This window comes from Ruegeria sp. AD2(2025), assembly GCF_056542385.1.
Genome location: NZ_JBQFZS010000002.1, coordinates 14,158 through 27,954, shown reverse-complemented (window position 1 = coordinate 27,954; position 13,797 = coordinate 14,158). Strand labels below are relative to the sequence as shown.

Here is a 13,797-nt window from a genome sequence, read left to right as displayed (position 1 = left end):
GTTGTTTAAGGGAGGATAAAATGGATTGGTTCAAGTTGAGAAAGCTCCTCGGCCGTGCGGCGCTGTTGGCGGCTTTCAGCATCGCCGCGCCCGCCGCCACATCGGCGTTCGAGCGTAACATTCTGACAGGCGGTCCGACAGGCACATATATTCAGATCGGTGGCGATATGAGCGGCTTGGCCTCGGCCTGTGGCATCGAATTGAACGTCCGCGAAAGCGCCGGGTCGCTTGAGAACTTTCTGGGGGTCCGCCAGCGTCGGCACACGCAGCTGGGCATCGTTCAAAGCGATGTGCTGGAGTATCTGAAAACCTATTCCAGCGAAGACCCCGAGATAGCCCGTGCCATTTTCGGCGTCCGGATCGCATTTCCGTTGTATAACGAAGAGGTTCACATTCTGGCCAAGCGCGACGTCAACTCGCTGGCCGATCTGAATGGCCGCCGTGTCGCCGTTGGAGTCGAAGACAGCGGAACATTCCTGACCGCATCGCTGGTTCTGGACCTTGCCGGAGTGGTCCCGGCCGAGCGTCTGACCATCAATGCCGACACCTCGTTGCAGATGCTGCAGGATGGCACGATTGACGCCTTCTTCTACGTCGCGGGCGCACCGACGAAGATTTTCCAGACCGATGCGATAGACCCCGAAAAACTGCACCTGCTCTCGGTAACCGATCCCACGTTATCGGCAGTCTACACCCCGTCAAAGATTGAGGCGGGCACCTACCCGTTCCAGACGGACACCATCGATGTTGTTGCGGTCAAGGCCGTTCTCATGACCTATGAATACACGCCGCAGCGCAACGCCTATCACCGCGAAAGCTGCAAGGCGGTGTCGGATGTTGCCCATCTGATTGCAAAAGAGTTCAAGACCTTGCAGGCCTCGGGCCATCCGAAATGGAATGATGTCGATCTCAACGACATTCCGCCCGGATGGAATATTTCTCAATGCGTCAATGAAGGCCTCAGCGCTGACTATCAGCTTGATTGCGGTCCGGTCGCCGCATCGACCGAACAGCCCAATATCGAAAGCGAGGCAAACGCCGCTTACCGGAGCAGAATCTGCGCAGTCATCGGCTGCTAAGCCAACCCGTGGCGCGATCGGGTGCTATTCCGGCCCGATCGCGAACCAGTCCGAGGCCACCTCGGCACCGCTGCCGTCCTGCGCAATGATGCGCCATTGCCACGCCTCATCGGGCGCGGTCGTGCGAACAGCCGAGGTCACCAGATCGGGCAGGTTCAGAACGGTATCCCCCGAAGCCGATGCAAGTTCGACACGGTAGGACGCCGGATCAGCCCCTTCCGCGCTTGTCCAGACCAGTTCGACAGAACCATCCACCAGCTTACGCGCAAAGAGCGGAGACGGCTCGGTCAGCGCCCCGCCTTCGAAGGGCAAAGGAAGGTCTTCAAGGCGGCTGGCTGCCCCGTCGATCCCGGTAGCGGCCATGTCATACCACGCCCGCGCCAACACAAGGTCCACCGGCACCCCCTCGCCCGTCTCGTAAATCTGCCCAAGGTAGTAGGCCGAGCGCGCATGCCCCAAAAGAGCCGCGCGCGCATAGCCGACAACCGCCGCATCCGAGGCTGAAGCGGCCAAATCCAGAGCCGCCAGATATTGCCCCGTCGCAGTCGGTTCGGCATCGGCAAGTGCGTCCGAAATCCGGGCCAGCCGGACCTCATGTGCTCCGGCCCCACGGGATTGCGGAGGTGGCTCAGCAATAACGTCCTCAACCGCAGGCGCATCATCGGTCAGTTCTTGCGATCCGGCGGCTGCTTCGTCACGCAAAGCAGCCAGTTGCTCCCAAACCGCGCGCACCGGCCCCGACAGCGTCCAAGCCACTCCCGCCGCTCCCAACAGAACCGCCGCAGCCACCGCCAGCTTGCGGCCAGTTCCCTTCTCTACCCCGCCTGATTGAGCAGAGTCGGCGCTTGTTTCAAACCCCGGCGCATCTGATTCGAAACCCGCACCCGAGAGCGCGTGCCTGAGGACCGCACCAGACCCTTCTGCGCCTTCTGTGCTGGCGGCCTGCTGATCGAGACGCTTGGTCCCGGCAAGAACGGCGATACGGCGGACCTGCGCCTTGTCCAATTTGGGCAGACCGCCCTGATCGGCCTGGTCCAGAATTTGCCCGCAGATGGCATTGATCCTTGCCGGATGCCCGCTGGTCAGACCAAAAATCTCGTGTATTGCATCCTTGCCAAGCCGCCGGTCGCCCTGCTCGATTTCAGGGAACCGCGCGCGGATATACCCGGCGACGTCGTCTTCGTTCATGAAATCCAGCGTAAAGGCCGGCCCCGTCAGATCGGGCCGTACCCCTGACAAGACGTCGGTCATGCCCGGGCGACCCACAAAGACGAGCTTCAACAAGGGGCGATCTCCGGCATTCTGCGCGCACAATTCGCACAGCGCGCCAAGATACAGGTTCGACAGCTCATCGGCATTATCGACAACCAGAACCGGAAACCTTTGCGCCGCGTGAAGTGACTCTAGCAGGCGAACCAATTCGGCCCGGATACGGTTGGCATTTTCTGACGGCTGGCCTTTGGGATCAAAAGCCGACAGGACATCGGCCATCGCGTCGCCGGAAAACTGATCCACGGCATACAGCGCCCGGACAACGAAACCCGAGGTGTTTCTGGCAATCAGTTCACGAACCATCGAGGTCCGCCCGGACCCGTCGCGGCCGACAAAAACCGTCATGGGGGCCCGGCTGGTCACCGCAAAATTCAGACGCTCAAACGCAAGTTTATGCGCCTGGCTCCAATAGACCGGGCCGCGCTCGTCTGACCTGGCAATCGCTCCGGAAGATACGTCCGGTTGCGCCTTAGTCCCTTCCATATCCCCCAACTCGCCCTTTACGCCGCTACACTTACCGTTGTGGCCCCGAAACAGCGAGTTTCGACCGATGACCACACACTCTTGAACCCTTTGCCGATGTCGAAAGGTGCTAAAAGCCGTCTCGGACGATGTCAGAGGTCAGCGCCGCACCAGTCGCAACCAACACGTTGTATTTTGCCGGAAAAAGAGCATTAAATCTAGGCTCAAGACGCCGGGAAAAGCGGTCCGAAAGGACAGGTCCCGCTTTTCCTCAGGGGTCACGCCGTCACCCCGTCAACGAGATGACACGTTGTCGGTCGCTAAGACCTGAATGTCCCCTCACCGGCAACAATCGTTCATTCCTTCACTAGATATGTCCAGGTCGGGCCTGCGGTTTCGCCTGATCCGTCCGGCAAGGGTATGCGCATCAGTTTCTGCGCCAGAGACTTGATGTCATACATCGCCGGGATCAACATGCGCAGGGCCGCCTTGTCCTTGTTGAAGGCGGTATTCAGCCCGTCCAGCAGACCGGTCCAGGCGCGGTTGAACTCGGCGGATATTGCCGCAATCTCGGGGGCTTTTCGGAAATCACGCTCGGATGGATCGTCGCGCATCGGGGAAACTGCGCTCCAGTCGACGATCAGATCGCCACCGGACGGCGGGTCGTTCACGCCGTCATCGGGGTGATAGTAGCGGCTGTGCAGGATCTCGTTGAACTTGAAGTAATGCGCGATGTCTTCGTGCCCTTCGGGACCGGGAATGATGTCTCCATCTCCGGCCCGATGCCCCAGATCGGCGCCCTCGCCTTCCTCCATGATCTCTTTGATGGCCTTCAGCGCGGCCTTGCGGCGCTGCGGCGGTTTGCCGGTCACCTCGATCACCTCGCCGCCTGCGCCGAAATAGTCATCGTTGGTGATCTGCCGCTTGTCGTCGCCAACGAAGATCGCCGCATCCCCGAACTTATCGCAGGCTTTCTCCAACTGATCGCGGATGTAGATGTAGAACCCCCCGATCGTGTGGTAGTCGCCCTTCTTGGCCGGGCCGGTATCCTTGGGTGCCGCTTCGATCAGGCGAAAGCTTTTGACCTGTTCCGGCGTGAACCGGCGCAGGCGGACCGTCGGGCCGCGCCCGCCCAGCAAGGCCGTAGGGTAGCTGGGCAACAGCGCGGGGTTGTTCAGCTGCGGCTTGCCGCCGATGGCGTTCATGACGTTGGCGACCAGCACCATATGCAGCATCTCTTCGACCATGACCTGGCGGATCACCTCGATGGGTTCGGCATTCACGATGGTGGGTTCGGACCGGTCGTATTGTCCCTGCTCGAGTATCGAATAGCAGGCCGTCGCATAGGGCGGGATCGTCGAAAGCTCGAGCATCAGCGCGTCCTGAAGCAGGCCGCACAGCCGCTTGCGCGTCTCGGTCAATTTGTCCTTCGAAGTCATTTCGCAACCCCTTTCGGAACGGCACCCCTGATGGCCCTTGCGGCCCTGTAGGCCATGGCTGACAGGGTCAGCGTCGGGTTCGACGTCGCAATCGTCGGCATCGAGCCCGCCCCCACCAGCCACAGATTGTCGTGATCCCAGGCCTGCATCACGTCGTTGGTCACCGAGTTGTGCCGGTCGGTGCCGATCCGGTGGGTTCCGACCAGATGACCGGCCCCGAAGAAGGTGTATCCCCGACCGTCATAGGTGAAATACCCGGCATCGGACGGGTCATAGGCCGTATGGTTGCGGATACCCAGCCGCTGAAAGATTTGCGCGGTGGCGTCTGACGCGGCAGCCAGCCCGGCGCGCGAGTAGTCGTCGATGTCATAGCTGATCACCGGGCGATATTCGCCCATGGGCGTGCGATAGGCCGGGTCGATGGTCACGCGGTTGGTGGCGCGGGGCAGTTGCTCGACCAGTGTTCCGATGCGGACCTGCCGCTGAACATCGTGATAAAGCTTGTCGCGCAGCGCCTTGCCGTACAGGTTTTCCTGCTCGACCAGCCGCGCCACATCCGAATTCGGCGCACCGGTGGCAAAGTTCCAGCCCCAGTTGCCGATCTCAAGCCGGAATGCCGCGGTTTTGTCGCGAAACACGCCGTCCCGGAAATTCGCATAGCTCGAGGTCGAGCCCGGCCCGCGAAACGGGCCAACCGGTTCGGGCGCTGCGCCCCATGTCATCATATAGGGGTGGTCCATCAGGTTGCGCCCCAACTCGCCACTGGTGCGGCAAATGCCCGACGACAGGGCCAGTGTCACATTCTCGACCGCGCCGCCTGCAAGCACGTACTGCCTGCCTCTGGCGCGGCGCAGATCGTATTGGGCAACGCCGGGGAACGGGTATTTCTTGTAGACGATGCCCGACACCCGGCCGTTTTCACCCAGCTCCACCTTAGAGGCCACCGCCTGTGTGACCGTGGTCATCAGATGTTTGCCGGTATGTTTGGCATCCTCCAGCGTCTTCATGGCGTTGTATTTCGCCTGAATCGGACAGATCGGGATACAGCTTGAGTTGCCCTCGCACCGCTGCCCCATATAGGCAAATGGCCCCGTCGCGCCGCGCGGGCGGAACTGCGGGCGCATCTCGCCCCCGACCGGAATGCCTTTGGCAGTTTTGGGGCGTCGCGGGGTCGAATTTCGGCCCTGCGGTGTGCGAGACACCTTCAGCTTGACCGTATCCCGCGCGTCCTGACCGACTTCGATCGGGGTGCCGTCGGCGCGGGCGAAGAAGTTGTCGACATAAGACGATGGCACCGAATGCATCGGGAAATCATAGCCCTTGGCGAAATAGCCCCGGTCGTCATGCGGGCCCGAGGTGCGAATGCCCAGCGCCTTGGGCGTCTGCTCATCCGCATCGGCCGAGACGCCGATTTCCCACTCGGCCCGCTCATAATCGGCGCGCAGGTCCTGATAGCCAAAGGGCCAGTCTACCCCTTTGCCGAACCGGGTCTGCATTTCGAAATCGGCGGGCATCATCCGCAGGCTGGTCCCCAGCCAATGCAGCGAGGTGCCGCCATAGGCGCGCAGATAGTTGCTGCCGAACGGCAGCGGCCCGCGCTGGACGAAATAGCCATTTGTGTCGGGCTCGGTCCCCCGCACCGCGGTGATGTCCAGGACCGAGGGCGACGGCAGCGTCGGCAGATCGGGGTAGGGTGAGTTCGGCGTCTTCGCCAGCGACAGGTAATACTGATCCAGATAGGACCGATAGGTTTCCCATGTCTTGCCATGGTCTGCACCGGCCTCGAGGATCAGCACGGTATGACCTGCCGAGACCAGTTCCTTCGCCAGAATGCCGCCCGCAAACCCCGCGCCCACGATCACGACATCATAGGTGGTCTCGTCGTCGGTTACCGCGTTCATTGGTCTGCCCCCCGCTTTGCCGGAGGCTCAAGGCTCCACGCCCCGAATCCCTGCTGCTTGGCCCCCATCGGATGTGCGCCGATGGCGTCCCAGACCAGCCCCTCTTTGTAGGACCGGGTCGAGATGATCTTGACCACGTCAAAGCGCGAGGCCCCGTAGCTTTCGCGCCAGTCCTGCGGCAGCGGAACCCATTGCCCGGTATACCAAAGCTGAATCAGCGAACGGGCCACCGGGCCCAGACATTTGTCGGACAGATAGGCCCGGCGGATGATCCCGTCATCCTCCCCTTTGCCCAGCGCCGGGGCATGCGACAGGAAGCGTTTCAATATCTCAGCCGGCAGGACCTGCCGCAACTGATGCCAGTATTCCGTGGCGCAGCCCGTGCCCTGTAGCTCGGCGCTGTCATAGCCGGTCAGGGCCGCGCTGACGGTCAAAAAGGCCTGATAGTCGGGCGTCTGGTCATGCATGGTCATGGCGATCTCCGTCGATGGCGTCCACGTAGAAGCCGCGCGGTTCGAAACAGGCGGGTGGGCTCTCGAAGACCTGCACCGCCACCGGGGTCTTGTCGGTGAACAATGCGCGCATGTCGCGGGTCATCGGAAAGTCGTTCTTGCCCAGTTTCAGCTCAAAGCTCTTGGCCACCCGCTTGCCATCGCGGTTGGTCAGCATCGCCGTCTCGAACAGGCCCGAGATCGTCCATCTGGTCCAGACCGTACGGCCTAGACCCGTTGCAAACTCGGGGATCGGCGTGCAGTTCGTCATCGTCCATTGATCGCCCGTCAGCTGGCCGAGATCCGCCGTCAGATCGTAGACGATGGTCTGAGGGTCGTCGGGGTTGACCAGCTGTATCCACCAGTTTTTCGGGGAAATCGGCGGCTGGCCCTTCATCTTGGCGTTCAGCGACGGCACCTTGTAGTTGAATTGCCCCAGAAACTTGGGCTCGCCAAATGCCTGCCGCCCGGCCTTGACCGCCATCGCATTGTCCGCCGCCACATGGATCCGCAGATGGCCGATGGTCTTGGTCTGATCGCGCCCGTGCAGATATTCGGTCAGGGTCATCTTCGGAACCCCCGGCACCCGGTTCGAGGGATAGGCCAGCAGGTTGAATTCAACCTCGTTCACAGTCCCCAGCGAGTTGTCGTAATGCGCGGTATAGCGTTGAAAGTTCAGCAGGATGACGGCCTTGTTCTGGCCCTTGCCGTCTGGAAACTCGGCGACGCACAAACCAGTGCCCTCGACAAAGGGTTTGGCCCGTTCGACCGAGGTATACCAATACATCCATTGGCATTGCAGAGAGGCATAGTAGAAGGGGAACGTATCGAACTGCTTGGGCAGCTTGGGCATCACGCCGGTGACATCCGTCTGATGGCACCGGTCGCCTTTGGATTTCTTCCTGGTCATCTTGGCTGTGTCCTCCCCACTGGCTATGACTTTGTTAAATTTTCTCCGAAGAACTCGCCGTCATTGCGGTTGTCAGTTTTTTCAAAATGGCATGTGTCTCAATCAGAGCCGGAATATCGGTTCCGGGGGCATCGTCGACCGCCTTGGCGATCCGGTTCAGGCAATCCGGACCGGGGTCGAGGTCAGCCAATTCCCGAACAGTGCGCAGCAACGGGCCGAAATGACCCAGATCCAGCGCCAGCGTCACGGCCTTTTCGAACTGCTGCAGACCCGCCTCATCATCGCCATGGGCCAGTGCCAGCCTGCCCCTCAGCCGGGTGAGCCCGACGATCCAGAACTGTTCGCCACTGTCGAGCGCGAACTTTTCAGCCTCGTCCAGAAGCTGCTCGGCCTGTTCCAGCCGCCCGTGCAGAAGGGCCGCATCCGCGTAGAGATACAGGAAGAAACTCAGGCCCAGCCGGCAACCTGTGTCGCGCCATTCCTTCAACCCCAGTTCGATTTCATTCAGCGCGCCCTCGCCCAGCTCATTGCGCCGGGCCCAGCCGTTCATCACCCGCGCCCAGCCGCGCCAGAACTGAAACGAATACTCCTCGGACAGCGCGATAAGATTGGCGGAACTGTCCTGCACCGTCGCCTCGTCGCCCCGAAACTGTGAAATCCATCCAAGGAAGGCATTCGCAAAGGACTGGCTGAAGGGATGCGCGGTCTCTTCAGCATGGGTCAGCGCCGCCCGGATCGCCTGAAGCGCGCCGGTGGTGTCGCCCGACAACCAGCTCGACAGTGCGCGATAACCCTGCAGCGCGACCGATAGATCGACCACGTCATAGTCCAGTCCCATGAACCGATGCTCGAGCGACAGGTCAAGCTCGATCCCTTTCTCCAGATGCGCCAGCGCCTCGCGCGGGTGGCCCAGATAGGTCAGAAGCGCCCCGTGCGACCGTTCCGCCGAAACCAGAGCCAGCGGGCTGGCCTGATCCTGACACAGCGAAACCAGACGATCCGCATTCTGCTTTGAGATGGCATACTCCCCGCCCAGCATCGTCGACCGGAACTGGCCATAAACAACCTTGAACAGCCGCTCGGTCTCGCCGTATTCGCGGCACAGCGATTGTGCCCGGGCGTAGGCGGACAGCACGGATTCATGCGCGTAGCCGCGCACAAAGGCCAGCGGCACGGCGATCATGATCTGTAGGTCGATCTCGCAGCGGTCCCTCTCTTGCGACGGGGGCAGTTTCTGCAGGCATTCCAACGCGTGCTGCAGATGGTTGATCGCCTCGACATTGGCCGAATGATCCAGCGCCTGACGGGCGGCGATCATCAGGTTTCGCTCGGCCGCAGAGTAATCACCCGCGCGCCTATAGTGATGGCCCAGAATTTCCGGCTCGCGCTTGACCGTGTCACCGTAATGATCCTCGAGTATCCGCGCGATCCGGCCATGCCACCGCGCCGCGGTTGACCGCAGCATGGACTGATAGGCCGCATCCTGCACCAGCGCGTGGCGGAAACGATAGGTATCCTCTTCGCCGTGCAGCCCCGCCGGAACGATCAGTTCGGTCTCAAGTAACTGGTCCAGCGCGGCTGCAATATCCTGCTCGCTCCATTCCAGCACATGGCTCAGCAGGTTGCGTTCGAAATTTCGCCCGATTGCTGCGGCCACCTGCACGATTTCGCGGCTGGCTGACAACCGGTCCAGCCGAGCCATGAGCGAATCCTGCAGCGACTCGGGGATGGCCATCGACAACTCATCTTTGCTTTGGCCACGGCTGGCCAGTAACCCGGCCTCCATCGCCATCTTCGTCAGTTCCTCGACAAACAGCGGCACGCCGTCGGTTCGGTCCGCCAACTGGCCAAGGATCTCGTCCGAGGGCCGGACGCCCGAGATGCTTTCGACCAGCTTGAAAATATCCCGCCGTACCAGACGGTTCAGCTCCAGCGTGGTGACATGCGACTGGTTGCGCCAGGGTGACTGAAACTCGCTGCGGGCGGTCATCAGGACCAGACAACGCCGGTTCGACAATTGCTCGACCCAGCCATCGACGAATTCCAGCGTCGAGGCATCGAACCAATGCACATCATCCAGCAACAGCAACAGCGGCGAGCCCTGTTCAAGCCCCGCGCAGAGCCGCAACAAGGCCTCGATCAGGGCACCTTTCTCGCGCTCGGGCGCCATCGGTTCGGCGGGGGCGCTGGTGTCTTCCAACGCCAGCAGCCGCAGGATCGGACCGGCGCAGCCCGCGTCATCCAGCCCAAGTCCAGCCAGAAAACCCGTCACCTTGGCCCGGCTTTCCTCAAGCCCATCATCCGGGGACATGCCGGTCAGCGCTGTCAAAGCATTCTTCACCGGATAAAACGCGCTGCTCTGATGCAGCGGCGAGCCGAACAGGACGAATTGCGAGGCACCTTCGTCTTCCAGCTCGTCGCTCAATCCAAAGGCAATCTTGGATTTGCCGACCCCGGCATCGCCGGTCAGCAGCAGCACCTGCCCTTCGCCTTCCAGCGCGCCCTCCCATCTTGACCGGACCAGAGCGATCTCGGCGGTCCGGCCGATGATCGGGGTCTTGTCATGCGAAAAATCCTTGCGGGCCGTTTCGAACCCCGACACGTTCTGCTGAACCTGAAACAGCTCCAGCGGGGTGCTGACACCGGCCAGCGACGGGCTGCCCAGCGAGACAAACTCCAGACGTTCGCCAATCAACCGGCGGGTCACTTCCGAGACCACCACCTGCCCCACATCGGCGACGGACTGGATACGCGCGGCCACGTTCGGCGTGTCCCCGAACAACCACATCTTTTCATCCATCGACGCGCTGTTGGCCGTACCCACGACGACCGGCCCGGTGTGGATCCCGATGCGCACGTTGGTCGACACCGATTGCCCCGAGACGCCCACATCAATGTCACGTGCCATATTGGCGATCTCAAGCGCAGACAACGCCGCCGAATAGTGGCTGGCTTCCTGCGCTATCGGGTAACCGAAGATCGCCACGACACCGTCACCGGCATAATTCGCGATCTCACCGCCATATTTGGCGACCGTCCGGCCCACCAGATCGCGGTATTGGGTGATCAGATCACGATAATCCTCGGGATCGAATTTCTCGGACAGGGCGGTCGACCCGACCAGATCGCAGAACAAAACCGTCAGTTGCCGCCGCTCGGCCACATCTCCGGGGGTGGCCCCGGCCTGCGGGGCGTCGTCTGCCTGGGATACCCCCCGTTCCACCTTCGGAGCGGACAGGGACGTGCCACAGGCCGTACAGAATTTCGCGTTGGGCACCGCAGGTTCGCCGCACGCGCCACATACCGGGGCCTGCGCGCTTCCGCAGCTATGGCAAAAGTTCGATCCGACCGGGTTGGCCGAACCGCACTGTGGGCAGTTGACGTCAGAACTCACCAATCTGGCCGCCTTTATTCGTTGGTCAAACAGAACAAATTTTGAAACAAAAACTGAATTTCTTCGCCTCTTGTAACACACCGTCCACAATCCGTCGCCTATCAATTGTCAATTGTGTCGTTGGCTAGGTCGACGCGGTCAGATTGAGTCATCTGGCCGCAGGTCCCGAATACCGCCAGAATGGGCCGCGACCCCCAAGGGTTTCTGCTGCGGGAAAACCGCTTGCCGCATCTTCCGCCCACCGCCTAAGCTGGCAACAGACGGGCCCGGCCCATTGCGCCGGATAATCAGGTTCGTTCGGTGCCCCCAGCAGGGGCATCCGCAATCTGCATCCCCGTCGTCCACGTATCGCCACAAGATGGCGACGCGACCATTGACCCGGCTACGAGTTTTCAGCCTGACCCCTGAAAGGAACGCCAATTGTTCAGCTTAATCGCAACATGGTATTTGAAACCCGAATGCGAAGCCGAGGGTATCGCGGCCCTCCGCCAGCTTGCCAAAGACGTCAAACGTAACGAACCCGACACATGGGGATACCTCGTCCATTCGGGTGGTGCAAAGTCGTCGCCCCCAAACGCCGGGGGCACCGTTGTTTTCGTTGAGATTTACAAGGACGAGACAGCCTATGAGGACCATGTCCAAGGCCCTACCTTTTCCGCGTTCATGACAGAATACGGCAAACTGTTTCAACCCGGCCCGGGCGGCGACAGCCCCTTCGTACAGGTCCAGAACATCGACCGCATTCAGGGCTTTCTGCGCCCCGAGGCGGGTGGGTAAGACAACCTGCGCAGCACGAACCAGTCCGAAAATGGTCAGTTGAGAAATGCGGCGGGATCGCGAATGCATCGATGGTGCTGCTGTCAGACGAATGCGGACCGGTCTCGGTTTGTCGCAGAACACGCAATGAGTTGGAACCATCAAGCCCGATATGTGGCGTCACAACGCAATTAGACCGACAATGGGGATCGCGAATAGTCCAAATGCATAGGTCGCGATCAAAAGGGCCGATGCCGCGGCCGCATCACATCCATATCGCGCAGCGATCACCGCGGCCAAGGCGCCCGACGGCATAGCCGCTTCGATAATCAGAATGTCCTTCTGAAACTCGGATAAACCAAGCGCAAGCGCAAAAACTGCCGCCGCAGCAGGTTCAAGGATCAGCTTCAATCCACATACCAGAAAAAGCAGCCCTGCAATTTCCCGAAATGAGATAGGCTTCAACATGAGACCGATTGTGAAAGCGACCAAAAATGTCAGCGAGTCGCTTGCAATCCTCAGCGCACCTGTCAGCAGATCCATGACCTTATGATCCGGAGCGAGATCAAAGGACGAAACCAGAATCCCCAGAACAAAGGCGATGAAGATCGGAGATCGAACAAAAGACTTCGTCGCATCGACCACATCCGGGCCATCTTCCGTATCAGCGCCAAAATAGCTGGCAATCGCGACCCCAATTGTAAAAAGCGGCAGGACGACACCAACCTCGCCCATGATTACAAGCTGGCTCATCACCTGTGTATTTTCGCCGAATATGCCGTGAACAAGCGAGTAGCCCAACGTGGACGTGCTTCCAACTCCCGAAACCAGGATTACCGATCCCAGGACAGGACGCTCCAACTGCATCCACCGTCCGGCTGTCCAGGCCACCACCATGACCAAGGCGATTGAAATGAAGATGACGAAAGCCAGTTTAAGATTGTCAAATTTGAACGGTTCGCTGCTGAGGTTTGCAAATATCAGCGCGGGAAGAGCGAAGTCCGTAACAAGGCGCGCGAATACGCCTTGTTCATGCGCTTGAATAACGTTCTTTTGCCGAAACCAGATCGCGGCCCCGATCAGGGCAAGCATCACGATAAATGAATCGAACAGGCTTTCAAATTGCACTTGTTACGCTACCTGTCTTTGAGCACTTAGTGTTCGTTCGACCAACATTAGCCCATAGTGAAACGCCGAGCCAGCACCCAAGCTCAATGCCAAATCTTCGATTTCTGGTCTCGATCTGCGACGAAATCCAAGTTCCTTATGGTAGACAACCAATTGTCAGCTTTGGACAGTTTGTTTGGTTTCTCGAAGTCTTGGCCAACGTCTTCCGTCAGGGGCTAGTCCTTAACTGCCGGGTGTCGCGGCGCTCGGCTCCTGCTTATCAGAACTGCGTCGAGCGCCATGTAGTTTTGCGTCGCAATCGTCTGAAGGCATTCGACAATGTCGTGGTCTGACGCGTCAACGACCGGTATAAAATGTACTGCTCGGCACCGTGCCGCCGATACTGGCGAGGTGACATAGGCTACGTTCGGATCGCCCTCCTCGCTGAAATCGCCGGGTAGGAAGGTGGGCAGAACATAGGTGCCGGGGGAAAAGCTGGTCAGCTTGTCCAATGCGCTGGCTTCGACAACTTCGACATAAGATCTGTTGTTTAGTTTCAGCCCAGACCTGCCATTTGCTTCCAGTCGATAAGGCCTCTGCGCGACACGTTGGACCTCACGTTGCCCGCGCACGCAAAATCAGAGGTTGGCCGAACTTACGCAATCCAGAACCGGCAATCGCTCAACCACTAGCGAATGCCAGCGGTTATCCGTTCTCTCTTCAGCAGTTGGAAGAAGCTCTCTGCGGCGGCGTTGTCGTGACAGTTCCTGCGTCTGCTCATGCGTGGTACCAGATTGGGGTGTCGGAGCAACGTCTGCCACTCGCGGCTGGTGAACTAGGGGGCCCGTGGGAGAATGGATACTGTTGTGGCTTCGGTGGCCGGTTCAGGGATGAGTTATCTCGCACCGTGAACCCTCCGTTGTCCTAAACATAAGGGTGGTCCACTCCAATGTGGCGGACGACCACCATCGACATTCGACTTGGGG

Annotated in this window: 9 protein-coding genes and 1 pseudogene; 2 read left to right on the top strand and 8 right to left on the bottom strand. The window is 60.2% G+C overall.

Annotated features, from left to right (window positions below; genetic code table 11):
• Positions 1-20: 20 nt before the first annotated feature.
• On the top strand, positions 21-1,079 hold the full coding sequence (locus ACR1XV_RS05145; protein ID WP_480529325.1) for a TAXI family TRAP transporter solute-binding subunit: 1,059 nt from the start codon (positions 21-23) through the stop codon (positions 1,077-1,079).
• 24 nt (positions 1,080-1,103) lie between these two features.
• Here ACR1XV_RS05145 and ACR1XV_RS05140 read toward each other — a convergent pair whose 3' ends face one another.
• The 6 genes from ACR1XV_RS05140 to ACR1XV_RS05115 form a co-directional block, all read right to left on the bottom strand.
• A complete protein-coding gene (locus tag ACR1XV_RS05140; protein ID WP_480529324.1) occupies positions 1,104-2,834 on the bottom strand; it encodes an AAA family ATPase in 1,731 nt (576 codons plus the stop codon).
• A gap of 335 nt (positions 2,835-3,169) precedes the next feature.
• On the bottom strand, positions 3,170-4,252 hold the full coding sequence (locus tag ACR1XV_RS05135; RefSeq protein WP_480529323.1) for a ferritin-like domain-containing protein: 1,083 nt from the start codon (positions 4,250-4,252) through the stop codon (positions 3,170-3,172).
• Positions 4,249-6,153 (bottom strand): GMC family oxidoreductase, encoded by a 1,905-nt coding sequence (locus ACR1XV_RS05130; RefSeq protein WP_480529322.1) that lies wholly within the window; start codon positions 6,151-6,153, stop codon positions 4,249-4,251. Before ACR1XV_RS05130 ends, ACR1XV_RS05135 begins: the two co-directional genes overlap by 4 nt.
• Positions 6,150-6,626 (bottom strand): hypothetical protein, encoded by a 477-nt coding sequence (locus ACR1XV_RS05125; RefSeq protein WP_480529321.1) that lies wholly within the window; start codon positions 6,624-6,626, stop codon positions 6,150-6,152. The genes ACR1XV_RS05130 and ACR1XV_RS05125 overlap by 4 nt, the downstream gene beginning before the upstream one ends.
• On the bottom strand, positions 6,613-7,554 hold the full coding sequence (locus tag ACR1XV_RS05120) for a hypothetical protein (protein ID WP_480529320.1): 942 nt from the start codon (positions 7,552-7,554) through the stop codon (positions 6,613-6,615). Before ACR1XV_RS05120 ends, ACR1XV_RS05125 begins: the two co-directional genes overlap by 14 nt.
• Positions 7,555-7,588: 34 nt before the next feature.
• Positions 7,589-10,948, bottom strand: coding sequence for an adenylate/guanylate cyclase domain-containing protein (locus ACR1XV_RS05115; protein WP_480529319.1), 3,360 nt, complete (start codon positions 10,946-10,948; stop codon positions 7,589-7,591).
• A gap of 420 nt (positions 10,949-11,368) precedes the next feature.
• Here ACR1XV_RS05115 and ACR1XV_RS05110 point away from each other — a divergent pair, with 420 nt between their 5' ends.
• Positions 11,369-11,725, top strand: coding sequence for a putative quinol monooxygenase (locus ACR1XV_RS05110; protein WP_480529318.1), 357 nt, complete (start codon positions 11,369-11,371; stop codon positions 11,723-11,725).
• A gap of 159 nt (positions 11,726-11,884) precedes the next feature.
• Here the strand turns inward: ACR1XV_RS05110 and ACR1XV_RS05105 are convergent, their stop codons facing one another.
• Together ACR1XV_RS05105 and ACR1XV_RS05100 are read right to left on the bottom strand one after the other, a co-directional pair.
• The gene (locus ACR1XV_RS05105; RefSeq protein ID WP_480529317.1) at positions 11,885-12,832 is read right to left on the bottom strand and encodes an AEC family transporter; all 948 of its coding nucleotides are present in this window, start codon (positions 12,830-12,832) and stop codon (positions 11,885-11,887) included.
• 685 nt (positions 12,833-13,517) lie between these two features.
• Positions 13,518-13,646 (bottom strand): annotated as a pseudogene (locus tag ACR1XV_RS05100) (IS3 family transposase); the annotation flags it as partial.
• Between the last annotated feature and the right edge of the window lie 151 nt (positions 13,647-13,797).